Raw genomic sequence first — 23,212 nt, 5'->3', positions numbered from 1 at the left:
GTACCGCGCCCAGGACACTGGATCGTGCAATGACCCGCGCAGGACTGATGGAATGGTCACTGCGAGATCATCGCTGACACCGGTACGCAGCACCGACATCGTCTCCGCATCCAGTGCTGCGCGGGCGTCCTACTTCATGAAGTTCAGCAGGCCGAGTTCCGGTTCGAGTGCGCCGTCCTGGCCGAGTGCCAGGAAGTCTGCTTCTACGGCCGAGCGGTCGAGTTTCCCAGCGCGCACCGCGCGGTAGCGCACGAACGACCAGAGGAAGACGTCGAGGTTGTCGAAGCGGGTGCCGTCTTCGAGCACCTCCTCCTCGTGGAACCACACGGCCACTTGGCCGTTGGTGAGTACGACATACAGATTGCCGCCGCCGTCCGCACCGATCGAGTAGACATCGTCGTCGGTCAGCTCGGTCGTGTAGTCCGAATCGATGATGCCGCAGTCGTTTCCGGCGAAATCGAACCCGTAGGACCAGTCGAAGATGTCCAAGAACTGCGGCAGCAGGCCTGACCGCACCCGGCGGTCGAACGCGGCCAGCGCCGCCGCATCCGTGGCAGCCAGGCGCGTGAGAAACGGTTCCACCGGTCGGGTCTGCTCGGGAAGCTGTACGGCTTCGGTAGCGGGGAACCAACGCGCCAGGTCGGCGTCGAGGTCGCGATCGGTGTAGCCGACCAGGTCGGCGAGGGTAAGCGTCACGCACGGATTGTAGAAGTGCCTTCGCGCCGTCGATACACGAGAGCCCTGGGAACGTCGCACTCACATACGCATTTCAGAGCTGGGATCCTCACGACTTCCCATCGGCTGTATAAAGACTCACGATCAAGGCGTACGAAGTCATCACGGAGTGCGTTGTAGCGGGATAGCATCAGTCCGATTCCCACGCTGTCGAGGGCCGCGACTGCCGGGACACACCTGGAAACCATGCGACGCCCACAGGACGGCCTCATAGATGCACGAAGATCCCGACCTTGCCCAAGCACAGGTCTTCTTGGACCTACTGACGAATCGGGCCGAAAGGCTCACCCGTGAACTCGGACTCGCCCATCGCCTCCACCCGGCATTCCGCGAAGAACTCGTGGTAGAACTGCGCGCCGTACAGCGATTCATCGACCGGTTGCACCGCCGGTTCCCGGAGACCTGTCCTGGTCGCTATGCCGGTGAATTGCGACGTTGATCGGCGGCAAACTACGTCGGGGATACAGCAGGAGATATCGGTGAAAAGCCATGTCGCGGACCGGCTTTTCGATGAGCTTGTGCTTGGCTGAATACGTGCGGAAACGGACGTGGCTTTCGACTACTGGTCTCGTGCTCGTGCTGCTGTGGGGCGAGTGGGAGAACTGGCGTGCTTCCCACCGGCTCGTGGGATCGGTCACGGGCGCCTCCGAGGCCATCGTGATTCTCGGCTATCGCAATGCGGGCACGCGCGCGAACATCATGAACCGGTGGCGCGTGCGAGCCGGTCTGCGGTCCATCGACCCGGCCATGGCCAGCAGTCGTCTCGTACTCTGCGGAGGGGCATGCGCGGGTCCGCAATCCGAGGCAGCCCTGATGGCCCGTTACGCCACGGAGACGTGCGGATACAGCGGCGAGCTGGTCCTGGAAGATCAGAGCCGGACCACGTGGGAAAACATCAGTTTCGCGATCCCATATCTCGAGGACAGCGACCGGATCAAGATCGTCTCGATTCCCCTGCACGCCGAGAAGGGCCGACAATACCTCGTCCAGCAGTCCCCGGAGCTGGCGTCGCGTCTGGTGCGGGGAGCGGATTACCGGTTCGGTGAGTGGATGGCGGCAAAGCCATTACTGGCCCTCTACGGCCTGTGGAAGGAAGCTCGGGGCTCGCTTACAACGGCAGCGGCTTGTATTCGACCACATTTTTCATGACGAGATGCTGATCCGCCCCACTGCGCCCCCGAAGCCGCCGAGCCGGACATCGGTGCGCCGTGGGTGCGGCGGGCCGCGAACGGACTGGGCTGAATCCCAAGTTGATGCTGCTTTTCCTGGCATTGCTCCCGCAGTTCATCGACTCGGATGCGGGCCCGGCCCTCGGCCGCTCAGGTCGTTGCCCTCGGACTGGTTCAGTCGCGAATTGCGCGGTCGTCTACGCACGGGTGCACGCACTGTGCTCCGGACCCGCGCGGCCACGGCGAGAGCCGTCACCAGATTCTCCGGAGGGACGATGGTAGTCATCGGTGTGGCGCTCGTGGTCGAAGAGTTCAGGAATGGTTTGCAAGCATTGTTGAGCTGAGATCGGGAGTCTGCGCGCCGGGCTCCGCGAAAAGGCCTGGCATCAGGCCGTTTTCATTCGGACCGTGGCGGCAATGGCGACGCCGCTCGCGATCTGATCGGCCGACGGCTCGGCTACCGCGCCTCGTGTTCGTCGGAATTGTGAAGTGCCGCAGCGCCCCTGTCTCCTGCCGGTCGCCACCGGGTAGTGCACCGTCCCGATGGAGAGGTCTTCGGCCGCCATGTTACTGACATCGACCTGGTGGCTTTGCCATGTGCCGACAAATCTGTCGGGGCGCATCGTTAACCTGCGGATATGGTCAGACCTGAGTCGGCACTGCGCCGCCTGCTGCGTGAAACAGGAAAACTGTTGCAACCGTATGGGTTTGACGGCTCCGACCCCAGGTGGATACGGGTGGAGCCGGGCGGTGTCGCCGCCGTAGGGCGCACCCGAGTTTCCCGCACGTGGACCAGCGGACAGCAGGTGCTCGGATTCGGCCTGGAGCTGAGCGCCACCCCGACGGCCTGGTGGGAATTCCGCAACTGGCGCAACACACAGCTGGGCTTACCGTCCATACCACTGGAAGAGGCCACCGGCCCCGACCTGATCGATACCCAGACCCTGCCCGACGAGCTGACGGCGTTGTGGTCCTTACGGCTCGACCCGGAACAATCCGGCCAGCACGTACTGCAAACCGACATCGACACCATCCGCACCGAACTGCCTCGGCGCGTACACACCTTCGCGCGCCGCGCATTACGGTTGGTGGAACCGGACCGGTACCTCGACGAACTACTTACCCATCCCGACCCGCGCAGCGGCACCTGGGAAGCGATCGTCGTCCTGCTCGCCGATCGCGGACCGGGACCACAACTCGACGACGCATTCGACCAGCTCCGAACATGTTTCGCGGAGCGAGATGCCTCGGCCTACGCAGAAGATGTCGTCGCGTACGCACGAAATCGAGCTGTCCTGGTTCACTGAGGCCGTGCGATGTCGGCGACTGCCGACCATGGGACATTCCGGCGTAACGGCAGGCGCGGGCTATTTGTGGTAGGCATCGTCGCGGATAACCTGGACGCCGCGCCATCCCCAGTAGACGCAGCGGCGCTGGATGAGCCCGTCGGCGATCTCCATCACCTCCACGAAGTCCATTTGCTCACCCGTACGTGTCTGGCGGGGGTATTCGAAGATCATGGTGCGCACGCCGTCGGTCAGGTAGCCCGTTCGGTAGTAGGTGCGCAGCGGCGGTTTGCGTGCGGCGACTTGTTCGAGCAGGGGCCGAAGTTCGTTGTGGCCGTGCATGACTCCGCTCTCGGTTCCCACGGTAAGTGGAACGGCGCGTCACATCGGCGATCTTCCGATCCTGAAACTCAGTGCGCGCCGAGCACATCGAGGATCATCGGACGCGCCGCCGCGAGCGCTTGCTGCCAATAGGGCCAGGTGTGCGTTCCGTCGATGATGTCGAAGCGCGCGGGGATGCCGAGTTCCGACATTCGATCACGCAGCATCTGGGCCGACGTCAACGTCATCGCTTCGAGGGCCATCGCATTCACCGTGTTCCCGAGTCCGTACGGCAGGTCGAGCGGTCCGGGCTGGCCATTGCCGGTGGAGACGTAGACCGGCAGCCCACGTAGCAACTCCGCCTGGTTGGTGGCATCGTTGCGGCTCCAGGCGGGGTCACCGGCCGGACCCCACATATCGTCCACATTGAAGTTGCCCTCGTCCCACATGGCCGCGCGCATCGCTTCGTTCCAGAGCGGAAAAGTCGGGTGCACGAAGCCGGAAAATGATCCGGCGAACTTGAATCGGTCGCGATGGTGGCCGGCCAGCGTCAGTGCGGCATTGCCGCCCATCGACGCACCGACGATGGCGTTGTTGGTCGGCGAAACGCCGAACCGCGCCAGGTATGCGGGCAACTCCTCGGTGAGGAAGGTTTCCCATTTGTACGTCGCCTGCTGACCATTGGTACTACTGGGTCGGTACCAGTCGGTGTAGAAGCTCGAGCGACCGCCGACCGGCAACACCAAAGTGACGTTATCGCCTGCGAATTGGCGCAGCGCGTCGGTATCGCTGACCCACTGACTGTGATCGGCGGGTGCGCGGAGACCGTCGAGCACATAGAGGGCCGCGTTCCCGCCCCGGGCCGCCCACTGCACCTGGACCTTGATCGGCCCCATGCTCGACGGCACGAACAGGTCCTCGTAACCACCCGCCGGGGTGCGCAATCTCGGTGCGGCGGTGGCAACCGCCGCTCCGATCGACGACAGCAGAACGGCTGCGGCCAGCACAGCGCCGGCCTTGCCCAGCCAACCCCAATGATTTCCAGACCGTGCTGCACCCACCCGCACACCTCCTACCGATCGGAAAGATCATGATAGTTTGCGCGACAATCGCTCTCGCCTCAGCCGACCGCCTTCTTCACGAGCGCGCCGAGCCGTTCCTCATCGGCGGCCGTCAACTTCGTCAGCGCGAAGGCGGTCGGCCACATGGTGCCTTCATCAAGGGTCGCGATGTCGTTGAAGCCGAACGTCGCGTACCGCGACTTGAATTTCTCGGCGGTTTGGAAGAAGCAGACGACCTTGCCGCCCATGGCATACGCGGGCATACCGTACCAGAGTTTCGGCGTAAGAGCTGGTGCGTTGGCTTTGACGATCGCATGGATCCGTTCGGCCATGGTTCGATCCGGTTCCGCCATCTCGGCGATCTTGGCGACCACGTCGGCTTCCCCATCCGCCTTGGTAGCCCGTGAGCCGCGCCGCGCGGCGGTCTTCAACTCCTGGGCGTGCTCCTTCATCGCGGCCCGCTCTTCTTCGGAGAATCCGACCGAGGCCCGGCTCTTCGTGGTGGTTGCCTTGGTGGACTTCTGCGCTTGGTTCATTGTCTTTTCCTCCGTGATCGTCTCGCTGGGGACGTTTCCAATGCTATGGAGCCGACCCCACGCGGGGCTTCTTCGAAACTGATCAATCGATGCGATTCGAAGATTCACGCGGCGGACGGAGTGCGTCGCGGTGGCGCGTCGACCGGCGACACCTTGGTGGTGATCCGGACCACCTTGGGGGCACGAGCTCAGCACTCGGGGACCTGATATCGGCGGGCGATGCGGCGGACAGTTAATCAAGTCACCGCAACCGAACCGGAGCACCCGATGTCGATCACCAGCACCATCGCCACCTCGGCGGAACGTCGTGCCACGGTCTCGACCGAGGACGGCGTGGAACTCGCGGTTCGTGAATACGGCCCGCGAGACGCCGACCTCACCGTCGTCCTGCTGCACGGGCACTGCCTGCGCACCGCGTCGTGGACGTACGTCCGCCACGCGCTGGTGCGCCAGTACCCCGGCGCCCGGATCGTCTGCTACGACCACCGCGGCCACGGCGATTCCGCCGCGGCCTCCCGGCGGACCTACCACCTCGAGCAGCTCGGCAAGGACCTGCGCGACGTTATCGACGCCGTCGCCCCCACCGGGCCGGTCGTCCTGGTCGGCCACTCGATGGGCGGCATGACGGTGCTCACCTACGTCAGCCAGAATCCGCACGAGATCGGCACGCGCATCACCGGCGTCGCCCTCATCGCGACCGCCGCGAATGGCATCGCCGACGCCGGTTTCGGCCGTCTGCTGCGCAACCCGGCGGTATCCGCATTCCAGGCGGCCGTGCGACGCGCTCCAGGCCTGATGCACCACGCCAAGGTCATGGCCTGCAAGGTCTTCGCCCCGATCATCCGGACCGCCGAATTCGGCGATCGCAAGGTGAGCTCGCGGGTGCTCGCCCTGGCCAACGCGATGCACAACGAGACACCGATCGTGACGATGGCGAGCTTCCTGAGCGCCTTCATGGTCTTCGACCAGACCGACGCCCTCGCGGTCCTGTCGAAGATCCCGACGTTGGTGCTGTGCGGTAGCGCCGACCTGATGACGCCGCCGTCGCATTCCGTCGCGATGGCCGCCGCCGTCGAGTACTCGGATTTCGTTCTGGTCGACGGCGCCGGCCACTCGGTGATCCTCGAGCAGCCGAGGAAGGTCGCCGAGGCCATTACCCGCCTGATGACGCGCGCCGGCGGGACCGCGACCGCGCACCTCACCCTCGTCGCGTAGTCCACTCAGGGCCGAAAGCTGAGATCGCTGCCAATTCCGACTCGCTGCCTGGTGCATCGCGATTCCGATCGGTCCGAGTAACCGATGGGAAATGATTGGGCGCTGACGTCGCCGCGGCCGGCGAATCCAATCCGACCAGGCCTTCGCGGGCGCCGGTCTCGACCGTGACGTCGCCTTCGAAGTGACCAGCGCCGACTACGTCGCCCGACTCGTCGGGCCGGGTCTAGCCGTGGCCATGTTCCCCGCTGCCTGCGCGCCTCAGCTGACCGGCGTTGTCACCATCGAGGTAGTCGGGCGCCGGGGGGTCGAGTACGTCATCCGGAGCCGCGCAGGCCGCACGCCCGCGGCAACCGCCTTCCTCGCCGTTCTCGGCATCCCGGCGCACACCGCCGACTGAAACATCAACCGGATGTTCCACAGCTCACATCCTGAGATATGCCCTTGCATTCAGAACAGTTGTGATTACACAATCATTGTGTGAATACAACTGTTGAGGGGCTGACGCCGCGGCGGAAGCTGGTGGTATTGGCGACGTGTTGCCTGAGTCTGCTGATCGTGTCGATGGATTCGACGGTCGTGAATGTCGCAGTGCCTGCGATTCGAGCGGATCTGGATGCACCGCTGGGGCGGCTGCAGTGGATCATCGACATCTACACACTCACGCTCGCGAGTCTGCTGATGCTCGCGGGTGCAACTGCGGATCGGTTCGGGCGGCGTCGGGTGTTCCGGATCGGGTTGACCGTCTTCGCACTCGGGTCGCTGGCCTGCAGCCTCGCGCCGAATATCGAAACCCTCATCGGGGCAAGGTTTTTGCAGGCTGTCGGCGGGTCGATGCTGAATCCGGTTGCGATGTCGATCATTACGCAGGTCTTCACCGGGAAGGTGGAACGTGCTCGCGCGGTGGGCATTTGGGGTGCGGTGGTCGGTATTTCGATGGCGCTCGGGCCGATGGTCGGTGGTGTGCTGATCGATGCGCTGGGGTGGCCGTCGGTGTTCTGGATCAACCTGCCGATCTGTGCGCTCGCACTGGTTCTGACGACTCTATTTGTGCCGGAATCGAAGTCGGCCACGGTGCGCGGACTCGATCCGATCGGGCAGTTGCTGGCGATCGCGTTTCTGTTCACGGTGGTATTCGGGTTGATCGAGCGGTTGCCGATGGTTTTCACGGTGTCGGCGGTGGCCCTCGCGGCCTTCCTGTGGCAGGAATCGCGGCGCTCGGATCCGTTCATCGATCTACGCTTCTTCCGCAGTGTGCCGTTCGCGTCGGCGACGGTGACCGCGATCTTCGCCTTCGCGGCGCTCGGCGCGTTCCTGTTCACCTGCTCGCTGTATCTGCAAGAGGTGCGCGGTTATTCGGCGGTGCACACCGGGGCGCTGTATCTGGCCATGGCGGTTGCGACGCTCATCTTCTCGCCGCTGTCGGGGCGTCTGGTCGGGCGCTACGGAACCAAACCCTCACTCCTCGCGGCGGGTGTCGCGCTGACCATCGCCGCCGTGCTGCTCACTCGACTCGATGCGACAACTCCGATCTGGCATCTGCTCATCATCTTCGCGATCTTCGGAATCGGATTCGGCATGGTCAATGCACCGATTACGACGGCGGCGGTCAGCGGGATGCCACTGGATCGCGCGGGCGCCGCGGCGGCGGTCGCCTCGACCAGCAGACAGGTGGGCGTGAGCATGGGTGTCGCGCTGTGCGGCGCGCTGACCGGTGCCGGTCTGTGGTGGCTGATTGCGGTTTTCACCGCCGGAATCGCCATACTCGGCATAGTCGCGAACACCCGCTGGGCCGCGCGGTCCCGCGATCGCGTCGCCCCGATATCGGAAGAGAAGGTCCCCGCACATGCCGGATGACGTACCCACCGCCGACGAGGTGTGGGCCCAGCTCACCAACCTGGTGATGGATACCCGCGACTCGTGGAAGCGGGCGGTCAGCGAACGAACCGGCTTGCCGTTCAGTCGAATTCGCATTCTGCGCCGCCTGCGTCCCGGCCCGCTCACACTCAACCAGATCGCGCAGGCGACCGGCATGGATGCGCCCGCGACCACGGTCGCGGTCAATAATCTCGACGAACTGGGCCTGGTAGTGCGCGAGATCGACCCGACTAACCGCCGCCGCAAACAGGTCTCCATCACCTACGCCGGTCGCGCCGTACTCGCACAGGCCATGGCCACCCCCGACCCCGCCCCGGCCGCCGTCGCCGCCCTTTCCCCCGACGACCTGCGCTCGCTGCATCAGCTCTTACACAAGCTAGAGCACTGACGGGTTTCACCATTTCGGAACGGCACACTGTGCTTCAATCGTGTGTAGAACGTGTTCCAGCTCTGGGAGGTGGCCATGGCCACGCCGTCGATTCCCGCCGGATTCGATTTCACCGACCCGGACCTGTGGGCGAGACGCAGACCCACCGCGGAGTTCGCGGAGCTGCGCCGAACCGCGCCGGTCTGGTGGTGCGCCCAGCCCGACCGCGCCAGCGGCTTCGATGACGGCGGCTACTGGGCGGTCACGAAACTCGAACACATCAAAGAGATCTCGAAACATCCGGAGATCTTCTCCTCCACCGCGAACAGCGCGATCATCCGCTATCAGTCCACCATCACGCGCGAACAGATCGATATGCAGCGGCTGATTCTGCTCAATATGGATCCGCCGGTCCACACCAAGAATCGGCGCATCGTGTCCAAGGGTTTCACACCGCGCGCGGTAGAGGGTCTGCGGGCGGCGCTCACCGAGCGCGCGGCCCGGATCGTGCACGAGGCCAAGAAGTCCGGCAGCGGTGATTTCGTGGAGCAGGTAGCCTGCGAACTGCCGCTGCAGGCCATTGCCGAACTGCTCGGGGTGCCGCAGCACGATCGCAAGAAGCTGTTCCACTGGTCCAACCAGATGATCGGCGCCGACGATCCGGAGTACGCCACCGATGCGCCGACCGCACAGCTGGAATTGACCGGCTATGCCTGGACCATGGCCGAGCAGCGGCGCGCCTGCCCGGCGGACGATATCGTGACGCAGCTGGTCAATGCCGATATCGACGGTGAGCATCTGGGTTCGGACGAGTTCGCGTTCTTCATGATCCTGCTGTCGGTGGCTGGTAATGAGACCACCCGCAATTCGATCACCCACGGCATGAAGGCCTTCGTCGACAACCCGAACCAATGGCAGCTCTATAAGGAGCAGCGGCCGCGCACCGCGCCGGATGAGATCGTGCGCTGGGCGACTCCCGTCTCGGTATTCCAGCGCACCGCGATGCGCGATGTGGAACTCGGCGGGCAGTTGATCCGCAAGGGCCAGCGCGTTGGATTGTTCTACAGCTCGGCCAATTTCGACGAGGACGCCTTCGAGGACCCGTTCAGGTTCGATATCCTGCGGGACCCCAATCCACACGTCGGATTCGGCGGCGCGGGCACGCACTACTGCCTCGGCGCGAACCTCGCCCGGCTCGAGATCGACTTGATGTTCAATGCCATCGCCGACACCATGCCCGAATTGAGTCAGATCGCCGAACCCGAGCACCTGCGCTCCGGATGGCTCAATGGCATCAAACGGTGGGAAGTACGTTTCGATTGATGCGCGACCTCGGCAAAGCCGTTACGAGCGCGCATCATGTAACTATGGAACCTGAACCAGTGCGGGTGCGGGTGATCCTGTTGTTCGGCGATCGGGCGCAGGTGCAGACACCATGGCATCCGGCACATTCGCCCATGTGGATATCGGCTGCCGATATCGCCGAACAGGCCGGGCTGCCACCGAACGAATTACCGGGACGGGAGTTCTGGGCCTCCGGTGATGAGCACGGGCTGACCGGTTTTCGGCTGGTCTTCGATCCACGGCTCTGATTCGCGTCCGAGTCTCGCAGTGCGGCACACACATCCGCGTGCCGCGAGAGCGCCCGCAAGTCGTGAACTAGTTCGCCACCATGTCGTACTGCAGTAGTTCGAAGCCGGTGGGCACGGTGGCACTCATCGAGATGCGATCCCCGGACCAGGTACCGACCAGTGCGGCGTCACCGTCGGCGCAATCCGTGCCTTCCGCGGTGAGCATCGGCAGCGGATGGATTCGGTGGCGGTCGTCGCCTTGCCGGACCGTCGCCTTGTCCACGTAGGTGCGTTTGTCGTGGTTGAGGATGTAGCGGCCGATGAAGCCGTGCTGCGGGGCGACCAGCGGGGCGACGGAGGCGGCCGTGTCGTAGAGGCAGGTCTGCTTGCCCACCTGCTGGTCGGCCCATACCACCCGCGTCGGCACCGTCAGCAGGCGCTCCACACCTTGGACGAAGTCGTCGCCGATCCAGGCGCGTCTCAGGAATCGGATCTTGGGTTCCAGATACCCGATCAGCTTGTGGTCGGCGTCCAGGAAGACGGCTCTGCAGAACTGCCCCACGGGGGTGATTTCCTCTCTGGGATAACGGCTTTCGGATAATCTAGCCTGCCCGCATCGTTGCGGCTCGGCGGGTGGTTACAGTCGAGTTACCGGCATGTTCAGGTCTGGCTCGATGACTCGGAACCGCTGCTTCGTTGCGCGAGATAGGCTCGGCTGATGCGATACGCCATTTCGGTTCCGCAGCTCATTCCCGACGGATCATTCCAACCGGAAAATCTGCGGGCCTACCTGGATCGAGCCGAGGCGCTCGGCTTCGAGAGCGCATGGACGACCGAACAGCTGCTCGGATCCGCGCCCAATCTGAGTCCGATCGAGTTGTTGACCTTCGCGGCCGCATGCAATGAGCGGTTGCGCTTCGGATGCGCGGTGTTCGTGACGCCGCTGCACAATCCGGTGCACCTCGCCAAACGCATCAGCACGCTGGATCAGCTCACCCGCGGCCGACTCGAGATCGGCGTCGGGATCGGCGGACGCAACCGGATGTTCTCCGCCTTCGACGTCGACCCCGCCGACAATTTGGTGACCCGCTTCAACGAGGGCCTGCGCGTCATCAAGGCACTGTGGACCCAGCCACGTATCGACATCGACGGCGAGTTCTGGCAGCTGACCGGCGCAACCATGGAGCCGAAACCGTTCCAGAAGCCTTATCCGCCACTGTGGTTCGGCGGCAGCACACCCGCCGCACTGCGGCGGGCGGTCCGGCACGGCAGCGGGTTCTTCGGCGCCGGTTCGAGTACGACGGCCAAATTCGCCGAACAGGTCCGGTACGTGCGCGAGACTCTCGCCGAAAACTCCGGCGCCCCATCGGATTTCCGCATTGCCAAACGCGTCTACATCGCGGTCGACGACGACCCGGCACGGGCCGAGCAGCGCATGGCCACCGCCCTGACCGACTTCTATGGCGAATTCGGAAAAACCCTGCTGCCCGTCGCCGTACACGGCACGCCCAAGGACTGCATCCAGGGTTTACGCGAGGTGGCCGACGCCGGAGCCGAAATGATCCTGATCAACCCGCTGTTCGACGAGGCCGCTCAAATGGAGCGCGTCGCCGCGGAGGTGTTGCTGCATGTCGACTGAACGGGTGCGGTAACGCCAAGGCACCGGTGTCTGCTGAGCTGGCGTCAGCGCGGGTCTGGAGCTTCGGCGGGTTCGTAGCCGAGCCGGACGTCGTGGGTTACTTCGCCGCCGGAGACTGTTACCCGGGTGGTGACGGGTGGGTAGCCGCGGGCTATTACGGTGTAATGGCCTTCGGGGAGGTCGGTTACCAGGTAGCGGCCATTGGCGTCCGTGCGGGCCGTGGCGGTGAGATCGCCGGATGCGTCCAGGACGGTGATCTGGATGTCCGGGACGGCTCGGTCGCCGTCGGCCCAGGCGGATCCGGCCAGCACGGCCATCGATGCCATATCGATGTCGTGATGCAGGAGACCGCTGTCGGGGATGGTGAGGGTGGTGGCGCTGGGGCGCATATGTTCGGCAACGGCCACCAGGGTGTAGGTGCCCGACACGACGCCATGACAGACATACGCGCCGTCGCCCGCGGTAATGGCCGCGCCGACCACCTCACCGTGGATATCGGTCAGTGTCACGGTGGCACCTGGCAACGGGGTACCGCGACCGGCCGAACGGACCACACCGGACAATTCGCCGGAGCCGGTGAGGGTCAGGTCGAGCAACTGTGGGCGCTGTCCGATGGCCACGCTGACCGCCTCCGGCCGATGTCCGGTCGCCGATGCGATCAAGACGTAGTTGCCCGCGGCGGGCGCCTCGATCCGGTAGCCGCCTTCGGCATCGCCGGTCGCGCGCGAAACCTGGTGTCCCCGTTGGTCTATCAGGGTCAGCACGGTGCCGGGCACCGGCCTGCCGTCCTCGCGTCCGATCCGCCCGCCGATCGATGCGCCTTCGTATTCGAGGCTCGAATGCGACTGCGGCACAACGGCGGCCACATACACACCATTGCCGTCGTGATCCACCGAGATTCGGCCGACCGCACCCGCCAGCACTGGTTCGGGTTCGGAGAGCACCTCGGCAGCACCCTCCCAAACCTGCGCCTCAGCCCAACTGTCCTCGCCCTCCGAGGGCACCTGCTCCACAGCGGGTACCGGATTGTCTTGCAGCGGAATCTCTTTCATGAACATCAGCACCAGGCACGCCAGCAGCGCCACCCCCGCCGCAGCATAGAAGACACCGTGCATCGCATCGGTGAACCCGATCAGAATGGGCACTCTCAGCTCGTCGGGCAGCGCCGCGACTCCGCTGGTATTGCTCTGCATGGTGCTCAACTGCGCGGCATCGAAACCGGGGGGCAGCGCACCACCGAATGCGTCGATGATCCGGTGTGGCAACAGGTTGAACAGGATGGTCAGGAATACCGCGACACCGAGGGTGCCGCCCATCTGCCGGAAGAAGGTCGCCGAAGCGGTCGAAACACCCATATCCGAACGCGGACCGGCATTCTGCGCCGCGATGATCAGGGTCTGCATGCAGCAACCGAGCCCGAATCCGATGACGCCGCCGTAGACCAGCGGCTGCCATAGCGGACTGTCGTAATGCACTCGGCCGTAGAGCGCCGCGCCGACCGCGACGATGAATGTCCCGATCACCGGCAGAATCTTGTAGCGCCCGGTCAATTTGGTGGTCAATCCGGCCAACTGCGAGCCGAACATGATCCCGAACACCAGCGGGAGCATCAGCAGACCCGATTTGGTCGGCGAATATCCGCGCACCACTTGGAAGTACTGCGGCACCATGACGATCGCGCCGAACATCGCGATACCGACAATGAAGCCGCCCACGATGGTCACGCTGAAGGTCGAATTCTTGAACAGCCGCAGCGGAATCAGCGCCGCATCCTTCATCAGGAATTCGACGAGCACGAACAGCAGCAGCCCGCCCGCACCGATTCCGTAGCAGATCAGCGACCGCTGCGAACTCCAGCCCCAATCCCGGCCCTGTTCGGCGACGATCAGCAGCGGCACCACGCAGGTCGTCAATGCGACGGCGCCGAACCAGTCGATGCGGTGATCCTGGCGCTGATGCGGAGTATTGAGCACCTTGGCGACCACGCCGAGCGCGAGCACGCCGATCGGCACGTTGACCAGGAACACCCAGCGCCAACCCTCGAGACCCCAGAGATGGTCGTAGTTCGAGAAGAAACCGCCGAGCACCGGCCCGAGCACGGTCGCGGTACCGAAGACCATCATGAAATAGCCCTGGTAGCGCACCCGCTCCCGGGCGGGCACGATATCGCCGATGATAGTGAACGCCAACGACATCAACCCACCCGCGCCCAGCCCCTGGAAGGCGCGGCATCCGGCGAGTTCGTACATCGAGGTGGCGAAGGTGCAGGCCACCGAACCGATGACGAACAGTCCGATCGCGGTGAGGTAGAACGGCTTTCGGCCGTAGATATCGGCCAGTTTGCCGTATAGCGGGGTGGTGATCGTCGCGGTGATCAGATATGCCGTGGTCGCCCAGGCCTGTTCGTCGAATCCGTCCAAGCTGTTGGCGATCCGCACGATCGCGACGCTCACGATGTTCTGATCCAGCGCGGCGAGGAACATGCCGAGCAGCAGTCCCGACAGGATGGTCAGTATCTGCCGGTGCGACAGTGACGTACCCTCACCGGCATCCAGGTTCGGCGACTTTGCCGGAGCCTGGATGGTCGAATTCGTCATAGTTTGAGCCCTAGTTCTGATCGGCTATCCGTGTTGGAAGTGTCTCGAAAGCTGAGTCGAGCCGGTCGAGCAGTTGGCACACTGCGCCACAAGCGATCCACCGCCACACGCCGATCACCTGTAACTAGTTGCGCTCGCTAATATACATACGGCCGCTCAGGGCGAAACGGCCTGGTCGGATCATCCCGACATCCAATGCCTCAGCGGCCGAGCGGATCCGGGCGGCACTGCACCGGATCGCTGGCTAGGGCATCGGCAATCACTGGGGCATCGGCAATCACTGGCCGTGAGTCAACCACTGTGTTCCGGGACCGATCCCCGCAAACCCTTGGCATACTTGGATCTATTCGTCAATAGGGGTTGAACTGGTCGCGCCAGCGCGGATTCAGTTCGTCGGCACGGAGTCCGCCACACCGCAGAGCATCCTTGCCACATTTGGTGGTGCCGCCGATACTCCAAGGGGACCGCGCCACCGACGGCGCCGAATCGAGGGGAGGAATCAATGCTTCGCAATCAATTGAATTCACTACGGACAGTGGAGGATTCGCTCGCCTACGGGCAGCCGTACGAAACTGCCGACGGCACCACGATCATCACCGTCACCAGGACGGGCGGTCTGCTGCGCACCGCTCGTCCGGTGGGTGCTTTCGTGGTCCACAACGGCGAGGTCGGCTGGACGCCCGCGGTCGATGCGACCCGGATCGCGTTGATGGGTGAATTGATCGGTCTGCTGGCCGCGGTCATCGCCACGCTCGCGGTGCTGCGCAGGCCGCCGTGGCCGGATCTATCGCGGGTGGTGGCAATCGGACGGGACTCGCGACACACTTGATCCCGTGAATCGCATGCCACTCGGACACATCGACCGGGGCGGTCCGCCGTGACCGCACTCGCACGCGGGGAAAATCGCCCCGCGCCCGGCGACCGGATGATCGTGACCGTCACCTGCGCAGCGCCGGTCGATGTGTCGGCGCTGCTACTCGGCGCCGACGGACGGGTCCGCTCCGATGCCGACTTCGTCTTCTTCAATCAGCCTGCCGGACCCGGAGTCACCTATCGGCACGGCCGCGGCGCCGGCGATATGGTCGACGTCCAGACCTCCGCACTGCCCGCCGATGTCGACAAGGTCGTGGTCACCGCCAGCCTCGACGGCAGCGGGCCGCCGACCTTCGCGGGCGCGAGTTCGCTGACCGCGACGATCGGATCCGATGCCGGAACGCTGACCTTCCCGATGACCGGGCTGAGCACCGAGACCGCCGTGGTGTGCGTGGAGATCTATCGGCGTGGCGGTGCGTGGAAGGTGCGCGCGGTCGGGCAGGGCTATGACAACGGGTTGGCCGGAATCGCGACGGCGTTCGGCGTGAATATCGACGACGAACCAGCAGCACCGCCGCCCGCTGCGGCGCAACCGCAGGCTCCGATGCCGCCGCAATATTCAGCCCAGCCGCAGTACCAGGCTCCGGCTCCACCCGCCTATCCCCCGTCCGGCGCCGTGCCGCCGCCCCCACCCATTGCACCACAGCAAGGAGCGCTGCCGATGCAGAGCGAACTGTTCAATCCGAGCCACGCCGAGGTCAACGGCATGGGCATCCAGAAGCAGGGCGGCAAGATGATCAAGGTCGCCGTCAATGGCGAGACCATGGCGCGGGCCGGCTCGATGGTCGCCTATCAGGGTGACCTGCACTTCAAGGCGCTGGGTTCGGGCGGTATCGGCCGTGCGATCCAGCAGCGGCTGACCGGTGAGGGAGTGCCGCTGATGCAGGTGTCCGGTCGCGGTGATCTGTTCCTCGCCGATGCCGCCGCCGACGTGCACACCGTCGATCTCGACGGCACCGATGGGCTCACCATCAACGGCTCGAATGTGCTGGCTTTCGATACCTCGCTGTCCTACAACATCCAAAGGGTCCAGGGCGCAGCCGGTTTCGCCAGTAACGCGGGCTTCTTCAACTGCGTGTTCACCGGGCGCGGTCGCATCGCCATCACCACCCACGGCTCGCCCGTCGTCCTCAATGTCGACCAGCCCACCTACGCCGACCCACAGGCCGCGGTGGCCTGGTCGTCGAGCCTGTCCACCGGCATCAAGCGCAACGACTCCTTCGGCCTCGGCCGCCTCATCGGCCGCAGCACCGGCGAGGGTCTGACGCTGTCGTTCTCCGGGCGCGGCTTCGTCATCGTGCAGCCGTCGGAACTGCCGCCGGGCGGTTTCATCGGGGGCACCGGTGGTGGTCAGGAGGCCGGACAAAGCGGCGGCGTGCTCGGCGGCTTGTTCGGATAACCGTCCCGTGCTGGAACCGGCTACGCCGCAGCCGGTTCCAGCGCTGTGGATCAGTTCAGCAGACCGCGCCGGACCAGGAGCGGTTCGATTACGGGCGCGCGGCCGCGGAACGATTCGAAGGCCTCGAGCGGGTCGACCGAGCCACCGCGCGAGAGCAGTTCGCGGCGGAAAGCCTCACCCTTTTCCCGGATGGACTCCTCGCCCTCGTCGAACCACTCGACGGTGTCCGCGTCCAGCACCTCGCTCCAGATGTAGGAGTAGTAGCCCGCCGCGTAGCCGCCGGAGAAGATGTGGGCGAAGTAGCCGGTCCGGTAGCGCGGTGGAATCGCATCGATAGCCAGACCCGCCTTGCGCAGAGCTTCCTCCTCGAACGCCTCGACATCGGTGTCGGCCAACGCCTCTGGTGCGGGCACGCGATGCCACGCCCAGTCCAGCAGTGTCGCGCCGAGGTATTCGACGGTTTTGAAGCCCGTGCCGAAACGCTCGGCCTGCGCCATCCGCTCGACGAGTTCGGTGGGCATCGGTTCACCGGTCTCGATATGCCTGGCGTAGTTGGCGAGTACCTCCGGTCGCGACATCCACATCTCGTTCACCTGGGACGGGAATTCGACGAAATCTCGCGGTACTTCGGTGCCGGAGAAGAACGGGTACATCACATCCGAGAACAGTCCGTGCAGCGCGTGCCCGAACTCGTGGAAGAGCGTGCGCACATTGTCCCAGGTGAGCAGTGCGGGTTCGCCCGCGGGGGGCTTCACGATATTGAGGTTGTTGACCACCACCGGCCGCTTGCCCAAAAGCCGTGACTGGCTGACCAATTCGTTCATCCACGCCCCGCCACGCTTGGACGGGCGCGCGAAGAAGTCACCGAGGAATAGTCCGAGTGCACCGCCGTCCGCGTCGAATACCTCGAAGATCCGCACTTCCGGGTGATATCCGACCAGATCCTTCCGCTCCTGGAAGGTGATCCCGTACACCTGCTCGGCGGCGAAGAAGACACCGTCGCGCAACACCCGTTCGAGCTCGAAATAGGGACGCAACGCTTCCGCGTCCACCGAAAACCGTTCGGCCCTCACTTTTTCCGACCAGAACTGCCAATCCCACGAGCGCAGCTCCTGCCCACCCATGGCCTGCGCCAACTCGGCTGCCTCACGCTCTGCGTTGGACACTGCTGGCGCGACCAACCGCCCGAGCATTTCCTCCACCGCCGCAGCGGTTTTCGCGGTCTGATCCTCGACCGCATACGCCGCATGGTCCGAATAGCCCAGCAGCGCAGCCCGTTCGGCTCGCAATTTCGCGATGCGCACGGCGAGCGCGCCGTTGTCGCCCAGGCCGCGCCCCAGCGAAGCCGCCATCACCCGCCGCCGCACGTCCCGGTCGGCCAGTTCCGCCAGTACGGGCTGATTCGAAACGTTCTGCAGCCGAAGCGCCCATGCGCCGTCGCGCCCCAACTCCCGAGCGTTCTCCGAGGCGGCTGCCACCGCCGTCTGTCCGAGCCCCGACAATTCCGCCGCCGACTCGACGACTACCGTCGCACCATTGGTCGCCACCAAAATATTCTGCCCGAATTCAGTTGCCGCCGTGGCGAGTTCCGCATTCAACTCACGCAAACGCGCTTGCCCGGCCGCATCCAGCCGAGCCCCCGCCCGCACGAACCGAATATGATATTGCTCCAGCAGTCGCGCTTCCTCGGGATCCAATCCCAGTTCGTCGCGGCGGCCGTAGAGTGCCTCGACCCGAGCGAAGAGCTCGGGATCCAAGTAGATCGCGTCCCGGTGCGCCGCCAGCTTCGGCGATACCTCGGCCTCGATCGCATCGGTGGACTCGCTGGAATCCGAGCTCGTGATATTGAAGAACACATTCGCGACGCGCGTCAGCACCGCTCCCGAACGCTCCAGGGCCGCAATGGTATTCGCGAAACTCGCCCCTTCCCCACTCGAGGTGATGGCGGCAACCTCTGCCAATTGCTCCGCCATCCCTCGCTCGAACGCGGGCAAATAGTGCTCCGTACCGATCTCGGCGAACGGAGGAAGCTCATACGGCAGCGCACTTGGCTCGAAGAACGGGTTGCTCGTCATAGGTGAACCCTATGCTCCGATCGCGCTCCCCTGGCAGCGAAATCGCTGGCGAGCAAGATCCACAGCGCTGACGACGGCGGCAACACGCCGTCCGCCGCGATCGGTAATGTCGAGCGAGTGAGTAGCTGGGTGCGGCGAAAGTTCCACAGAGTCGGACGATTCGATCGGGCGGTCGGCAGCGCGGTCGCCGAATTACCGGCCTCCATAGTCGACAACGGCCTGCTGCGGGTCACCAAGAGCGCCGATTTCAGCGCGCTGTGGCTGGTCTGCGCGGCACTGCTCGCCACCCGCCAGGGCACACCGCGGCGCGCCGCGCTGCGTGGGGTCGTCTCCGTCGGGGGCGCGAGCTTGGCCGTCAACCTCGGACTCAAGCCGCTCATTGCGCGGCGCCGACCGGCCGCCGAACTCTTGCCCGCATACCGGCGGCTGACGCCGGCCCCGACGTCGTCCTCCTTCCCGTCCGGCCACAGCGCCTGCGCGGCGGCATTCGCCACGGCGGTCGCGCTCGAAAGTCCGCGCACCGCACTGGTTGTCGCCCCGCTGGCAGCCACCGTCGCCTACTCGCGGGTGCACACCGGCGTGCACTGGAGCTCCGATGTGCTGGTCGGGGCGGCCGTAGGTTCCGGTATCGCATTGGCCACCCGACGCTGGTGGCCGGTGCGTGAATCGGACGAGGCACAGGCCAGGCTGGTCCGTGAGGCGCCCGCATTGGCGGACGGCAAGGGTCTTGTGGTTTTGGTGAATCCGATTTCCGGCGATCCGAACTACGATCCCACCGCCGATATCATCGCGGCCCTGCCCGCCGCCACCGTCCTGCGCACCGAACCCGACCTGGATGCCGCCGAACAACTCGAGCGGGCGCTCGCCGAAAACGCCGAGCCGGTGCTGGCGTTGGGCATCGCCGGTGGCGACGGCACCGTGGCGGCCGCGGCCGCGGTGGCGCTGCGGCACGAGTTGCCGCTGGCCGTCATCCCCACCGGCACGCTCAACCATTTCGCGCGTGATCTCGGCGTCTACGATTTGCGCGAAGTGATCGATGCGACCGGTACCGGCGAGGCGGTCGCGGTCGATATCGCGCGCGTCGAATACGGTGACGAAACCGGTTCGCACACCAGGCATTTGATCAATACCGCCAGCATCGGCGCCTATCCGGACCTGGTGCGGCTGCGCGAGCAGTGGCAAGCGCGCTGGGGCAAATGGCCCGCCTTCGCGGCCGCGCTGGTGGTCACCCTGCGCCGGGCCGAACCGATCGAGATCTATCTCGACGATCGCTGGCAGCGAGTGTGGTTCCTGTTCATCGGCAACGGCCCCTACCACCCGCACGGCGCCGTACCCGCCTTCCGCGACCGGCTCGACGCCGGACTACTCGACGTCCGCTGGCTGCGCGCCGATCTACGCTGGTCGCGCACCCGCGCATTGGTGGCTCTACTGCTGGCCGCGATCGGCCACAGCAAGGTCTACGGCGAGCGCCGGTTGCCCGAGCTGTATGTGCAATTGCCCAGGCCGGAGGCGCTTGCCACCGATGGTGAGGTGGTCGGCAAGGCCACCCACCTGCACTTCACGATGGCGGGCCGGCTCGCTGCCTACCGCCGCGACGAATCGAACCCCCGTTGGGCCGACCGGTTCCGCCCGCACCACCGCCGAGCGCCCTGGCTCCGCGATGCCTTCCGCACGAACCGATGAATTCGCGACAGGAGCGACGTCGATACCGGTATGACGACACACACGCTGGAAACCGCCGGAGCCGACATCGTGTACGACGTGCACGGGCCGCTGCCCACCGATGAGGGACGCCCGCCGCTGGTCATGATCGGGCAGCCCATGGATGCCGGTGGGTTCAGCACGTTGGCCTCGTACTTTCCGGATCGCACAGTGGTCACCTACGATCCGCGCGGACTCGGCCGCAGCACACGCAAGGACGGCCGGGTCGACAACACGCCGACGGTCCAGGCCGAGGACGTGCACGCCGTGATCGAGGCGCTCGGCGCGGGCCCGGTCGAGCTGTTCGGGAGCAGCGGCGGCGCGGTCACCGCGCTCGCGCTGGTAGCGGCCTATCCGAACGATGTCAGCACGCTGGTGGCCCATGAGCCGCCGCTCATTCCGGTGCTGCCCGACGCGGCCGCCGCGGAGCGCGCCCGTGCGGAAGTTCGCGAGGCATACGAGGCCAAGGGCTTCGGTGCGGGCATGGCGACCTTCATCGCGATGACCTCATGGCAGGGCGAATACACCGACGACTACTTCGCCCAGCCCGCCGCCGACCCCGCCATGTTCGGAATGCCGAGCGAGGACGACGGTTCCCGGGACGATCCGCTGCTGTCCGACCGGTCCTGGGCGATCAGCAGCTACCACCCCGATATCGCCGCGCTGTCGGCCGCACCGACCCGGGTCGTCATCGCCGTCGGCGAGGAGTCCGTGGGCACCTTCACCGCACGCACATCGGTGGCCGCCGCAGAACTGCTCGGCCAGCGGGCAACCATATTCCCGAGCCATCACGGCGGCTTCCTCGGCGGCGACTACGGGTATCAGGGTCAGCCCGAAGCCTTCGCGCGCACACTGCGCGAGGTCCTGGCCGGACAATAATGACGGAAGTATGACGCGCTGCTCGGCGGGGACTTTCCGAATCGGACCGCGGGTTGTACGTGGGGCCGATATGAGGAGGTCAGGTGGCACAGGAATACAACCGGAACCCCGCCGCGGTGGACGCGCTGTCGCCCGAGCAGTACCACGTCACCCAGCAGAACGGGACCGAGCGGGCGTTCACAGGCGAGTACTGGGACAATCACGAACCGGGTATCTACGTGGATGTGGTCTCCGGTGAACCGTTGTTCGCCTCGGTCGACAAGTTCGACAGCGGTTCGGGATGGCCGAGTTTCACCAAGCCGATCGATAGCGAGAACGTCGTCGAGAAGCGGGATTTCAGTCATCTGATGGTCCGCACCGAGGTGCGTTCGACGCACGGTGACAGCCATCTCGGGCATGTGTTCACCGACGGCCCGCGCGCGGCGGGCGGTCTGCGGTATTGCATCAACTCGGCGGCCCTGCGGTTCATCCACCTCGATGACCTCGAGGCGGAAGGCTACGGTTGGTACAAGACCCTGTTCAGTAAGGAGGACGCGTGAGCGAGCGCAGCGAGCGAACAATCAACACAGCCGACCTGTCGGTCGTGACGGAGCCGAGCGCCAGCGAGGCGGAGTCATGAGCGACACGCGAAAGGCGATTCTGGCCGGCGGATGCTTCTGGGGCATGCAGGACTTGATTCGTAAGCAGCCGGGGGTGATTTCGACGCGAGTCGGCTACTCCGGCGGGCAGAACGATCACCCCACCTACCGCAACCACCCGGGCCATGCCGAGGCCGTCGAGATCATCTACGACCCGGCGCAGACCGACTACCGTTCGCTGCTGGAGTTCTTCTTCCAGATCCACGATCCGACGACGAAGGACCGCCAGGGCAACGACATCGGCTCCAGCTACCGTTCGGCGATCTTCTATCTCGACGACGAGCAGAAGCGCGTCGCGCAGGAAACCATCGTCGATGTCGACGACTCGGGCCTGTGGCCGGGCAAGGTGGTCACCGAGGTGACCGCGGCGAGTGCGTTCTGGGACGCCGAGCCCGAGCACCAGGACTACCTGCTGCGCTACCCGGAGGGCTACACCTGCCACTTCCCGCGAACGGGCTGGAAGCTGCCGAAGCGGCAGACCGCACAGTAGGTTGTGTTGCCGCAATTTGATTGATTGCGGCACAAGCCATTCGACGCGCCGGGCCGCAGCACCCCGGCCATCGGTATCCATCGGACCGAGCCACGGCCCCTCCGCCGCATCGATGATCGACCCGAGCACCCCGAGTTGCCCGGACATCGACGCCTCGCGCACCCGCTCGCGGAGGTCATCGGGCGTTGCGGTCATCTGATCCCAGTGCATGGCACATCCCGCGTGAGCGAGAACCAGTGGCGCTAACCGACCTGATAGTCGGCTGAGAACCCGACGAATGGGACACTTTCCAGCCGGTGCCGACCGTTGATACTGGAAACGGCCACCCACGAAGGAGTGCGACATGACCCTTATCGGCACCTTGCTCGGGTTAGCCCTGACGGTATTCATCCTGCTGCTACTCGCGCGGTTGGTATTCGATTGGGTAGGCGTGCTCGCCGACGGCAGGCACCCCCAGTGGGTGAACCGCGCCCGCGACCTGAGCCATTCCGCGACCGAACCGGTGATCGCCCCGGTACGTCGGTACCTGCGGCCGGTCCGGCTGGGCGGACTCTCCATCGATCTGGCGTTCACCGTGGTCTTCATCGTCGCCTTGGTCCTGCGTCAGATCTTCTTCAGCCTGTAAGCGATCGAACCCATCGCCTACGGCCCGCACCGTGACCAGGTTGCCGACCTGTACTTGCCCATCGCGGACGGTCCGGCACCGCTCATCGTGGTGCCGCACGGCGGATTCTGGGGCGCGCGGTTCGACCGCGAGCATGCCCGGCCGGAGGCGCCGGGGCGCC

General features: G+C 65.1%; 24 protein-coding genes. 17 read left to right on the top strand and 7 right to left on the bottom strand.

All coding sequences use genetic code 11. From position 1 onward, the window contains the following. Positions 1-129: 129 nt before the first annotated feature. Entirely contained in the window at positions 130-696 is a 567-nt protein-coding gene (locus tag ACQPXH_RS12875) for a hypothetical protein (protein WP_433602569.1), read from the bottom strand. 253 nt (positions 697-949) lie between these two features. Here ACQPXH_RS12875 and ACQPXH_RS12870 point away from each other — a divergent pair, with 253 nt between their 5' ends. The 3 genes from ACQPXH_RS12870 to ACQPXH_RS12860 all read left to right on the top strand — a co-directional run bounded on the left by ACQPXH_RS12870 (position 950) and on the right by ACQPXH_RS12860 (position 3,211). After that, complete coding sequence (locus ACQPXH_RS12870) at positions 950-1,174, top strand: hypothetical protein (protein WP_433602568.1); 225 nt, start codon at positions 950-952, stop codon at positions 1,172-1,174. Between the two features lie 83 nt (positions 1,175-1,257). Further along, positions 1,258-1,884: a YdcF family protein gene (locus tag ACQPXH_RS12865; protein ID WP_433602567.1), complete on the top strand. Its 627-nt coding sequence runs from the start codon at positions 1,258-1,260 to the stop codon at positions 1,882-1,884. 658 nt (positions 1,885-2,542) lie between these two features. Next, entirely contained in the window at positions 2,543-3,211 is a 669-nt protein-coding gene (locus tag ACQPXH_RS12860; protein WP_433602566.1) for a hypothetical protein, read from the top strand. Positions 3,212-3,271: 60 nt separating this feature from the next. Here the strand turns inward: ACQPXH_RS12860 and ACQPXH_RS12855 are convergent, their stop codons facing one another. From ACQPXH_RS12855 to ACQPXH_RS12845, 3 genes are read right to left on the bottom strand one after another with little or no spacing between them, the layout of a single operon-like run. Further along, positions 3,272-3,553: a hypothetical protein gene (locus ACQPXH_RS12855; protein WP_433602565.1), complete on the bottom strand. Its 282-nt coding sequence runs from the start codon at positions 3,551-3,553 to the stop codon at positions 3,272-3,274. Positions 3,554-3,600: 47 nt separating this feature from the next. Next, positions 3,601-4,572: an alpha/beta hydrolase gene (locus ACQPXH_RS12850; protein WP_433602564.1), complete on the bottom strand. Its 972-nt coding sequence runs from the start codon at positions 4,570-4,572 to the stop codon at positions 3,601-3,603. A 59-nt stretch (positions 4,573-4,631) separates the two neighbouring features. Further along, positions 4,632-5,108, bottom strand: a complete 477-nt coding sequence (locus ACQPXH_RS12845) for an iron chaperone (RefSeq protein ID WP_433602563.1) — start codon at positions 5,106-5,108, stop codon at positions 4,632-4,634. 267 nt (positions 5,109-5,375) lie between these two features. Between ACQPXH_RS12845 and ACQPXH_RS12840 the strand changes: the two genes are divergently transcribed. The 6 genes from ACQPXH_RS12840 to ACQPXH_RS12815 all read left to right on the top strand — a co-directional run bounded on the left by ACQPXH_RS12840 (position 5,376) and on the right by ACQPXH_RS12815 (position 10,157). Continuing rightward, on the top strand, positions 5,376-6,323 hold the full coding sequence (locus ACQPXH_RS12840) for an alpha/beta fold hydrolase (RefSeq protein ID WP_433602562.1): 948 nt from the start codon (positions 5,376-5,378) through the stop codon (positions 6,321-6,323). A gap of 124 nt (positions 6,324-6,447) precedes the next feature. Beyond that, complete coding sequence (locus ACQPXH_RS12835; protein ID WP_433603429.1) at positions 6,448-6,720, top strand: LysR substrate-binding domain-containing protein; 273 nt, start codon at positions 6,448-6,450, stop codon at positions 6,718-6,720. Positions 6,721-6,800: 80 nt separating this feature from the next. Further along, complete coding sequence (locus ACQPXH_RS12830) at positions 6,801-8,177, top strand: MFS transporter (protein ID WP_433602561.1); 1,377 nt, start codon at positions 6,801-6,803, stop codon at positions 8,175-8,177. Continuing rightward, the gene (locus ACQPXH_RS12825) at positions 8,167-8,586 is read left to right on the top strand and encodes a MarR family winged helix-turn-helix transcriptional regulator (protein WP_433602560.1); all 420 of its coding nucleotides are present in this window, start codon (positions 8,167-8,169) and stop codon (positions 8,584-8,586) included. The genes ACQPXH_RS12830 and ACQPXH_RS12825 overlap by 11 nt, the downstream gene beginning before the upstream one ends. Positions 8,587-8,661: 75 nt before the next feature. Continuing rightward, entirely contained in the window at positions 8,662-9,888 is a 1,227-nt protein-coding gene (locus ACQPXH_RS12820) for a cytochrome P450 (protein ID WP_433602559.1), read from the top strand. A 44-nt stretch (positions 9,889-9,932) separates the two neighbouring features. Beyond that, positions 9,933-10,157 (top strand): hypothetical protein, encoded by a 225-nt coding sequence (locus tag ACQPXH_RS12815; RefSeq protein WP_433602558.1) that lies wholly within the window; start codon positions 9,933-9,935, stop codon positions 10,155-10,157. 67 nt (positions 10,158-10,224) lie between these two features. Here ACQPXH_RS12815 and ACQPXH_RS12810 read toward each other — a convergent pair whose 3' ends face one another. Beyond that, positions 10,225-10,698, bottom strand: a complete 474-nt coding sequence (locus tag ACQPXH_RS12810) for a hypothetical protein (protein WP_433602556.1) — start codon at positions 10,696-10,698, stop codon at positions 10,225-10,227. A gap of 156 nt (positions 10,699-10,854) precedes the next feature. On the opposite strand from ACQPXH_RS12810, the gene ACQPXH_RS12805 reads away from it, so the two are divergent. After that, positions 10,855-11,775 carry an LLM class flavin-dependent oxidoreductase gene (locus ACQPXH_RS12805; RefSeq protein ID WP_433602555.1) on the top strand — a complete coding sequence of 307 codons (921 nt, stop codon included), beginning with the start codon at positions 10,855-10,857 and terminating at the stop codon, positions 11,773-11,775. 44 nt (positions 11,776-11,819) lie between these two features. Here ACQPXH_RS12805 and ACQPXH_RS12800 read toward each other — a convergent pair whose 3' ends face one another. Further along, entirely contained in the window at positions 11,820-14,372 is a 2,553-nt protein-coding gene (locus ACQPXH_RS12800; protein ID WP_433602554.1) for an MFS transporter, read from the bottom strand. 502 nt (positions 14,373-14,874) lie between these two features. On the opposite strand from ACQPXH_RS12800, the gene ACQPXH_RS12795 reads away from it, so the two are divergent. Together ACQPXH_RS12795 and ACQPXH_RS12790 are read left to right on the top strand one after the other, a co-directional pair. Then, positions 14,875-15,201: a hypothetical protein gene (locus tag ACQPXH_RS12795; protein ID WP_433602553.1), complete on the top strand. Its 327-nt coding sequence runs from the start codon at positions 14,875-14,877 to the stop codon at positions 15,199-15,201. A gap of 96 nt (positions 15,202-15,297) precedes the next feature. After that, the gene (locus ACQPXH_RS12790) at positions 15,298-16,644 is read left to right on the top strand and encodes an AIM24 family protein (RefSeq protein WP_433603428.1); all 1,347 of its coding nucleotides are present in this window, start codon (positions 15,298-15,300) and stop codon (positions 16,642-16,644) included. A gap of 50 nt (positions 16,645-16,694) precedes the next feature. On the opposite strand, the gene ACQPXH_RS12785 is transcribed toward ACQPXH_RS12790, so the two are convergent. Next, positions 16,695-18,719, bottom strand: a complete 2,025-nt coding sequence (locus tag ACQPXH_RS12785) for a M3 family metallopeptidase (protein WP_433602552.1) — start codon at positions 18,717-18,719, stop codon at positions 16,695-16,697. Between the two features lie 117 nt (positions 18,720-18,836). On the opposite strand from ACQPXH_RS12785, the gene ACQPXH_RS12780 reads away from it, so the two are divergent. From ACQPXH_RS12780 to ACQPXH_RS12760, 5 genes are all read left to right on the top strand, one after another. Continuing rightward, complete coding sequence (locus ACQPXH_RS12780; RefSeq protein ID WP_433602551.1) at positions 18,837-20,402, top strand: bifunctional phosphatase PAP2/diacylglycerol kinase family protein; 1,566 nt, start codon at positions 18,837-18,839, stop codon at positions 20,400-20,402. Positions 20,403-20,432: 30 nt separating this feature from the next. Next, on the top strand, positions 20,433-21,299 hold the full coding sequence (locus ACQPXH_RS12775; RefSeq protein ID WP_433602550.1) for an alpha/beta fold hydrolase: 867 nt from the start codon (positions 20,433-20,435) through the stop codon (positions 21,297-21,299). A gap of 83 nt (positions 21,300-21,382) precedes the next feature. Continuing rightward, positions 21,383-21,838, top strand: coding sequence for a peptide-methionine (R)-S-oxide reductase MsrB (gene msrB, locus ACQPXH_RS12770; protein ID WP_433602549.1), 456 nt, complete (start codon positions 21,383-21,385; stop codon positions 21,836-21,838). Between the two features lie 76 nt (positions 21,839-21,914). Beyond that, positions 21,915-22,427: a peptide-methionine (S)-S-oxide reductase MsrA gene (msrA, locus tag ACQPXH_RS12765; protein ID WP_433602548.1), complete on the top strand. Its 513-nt coding sequence runs from the start codon at positions 21,915-21,917 to the stop codon at positions 22,425-22,427. Positions 22,428-22,770: 343 nt separating this feature from the next. Then, positions 22,771-23,052, top strand: coding sequence for a YggT family protein (locus ACQPXH_RS12760; protein ID WP_433602547.1), 282 nt, complete (start codon positions 22,771-22,773; stop codon positions 23,050-23,052). Positions 23,053-23,212 lie beyond the last annotated feature (160 nt).

This window comes from Nocardia sp. CA-135953, from assembly GCF_050955735.1.
Classification (GTDB): Bacteria; Actinomycetota; Actinomycetes; order Mycobacteriales; family Mycobacteriaceae; genus Nocardia.
This window is presented reverse-complemented; position numbering and strand designations above follow the sequence as displayed.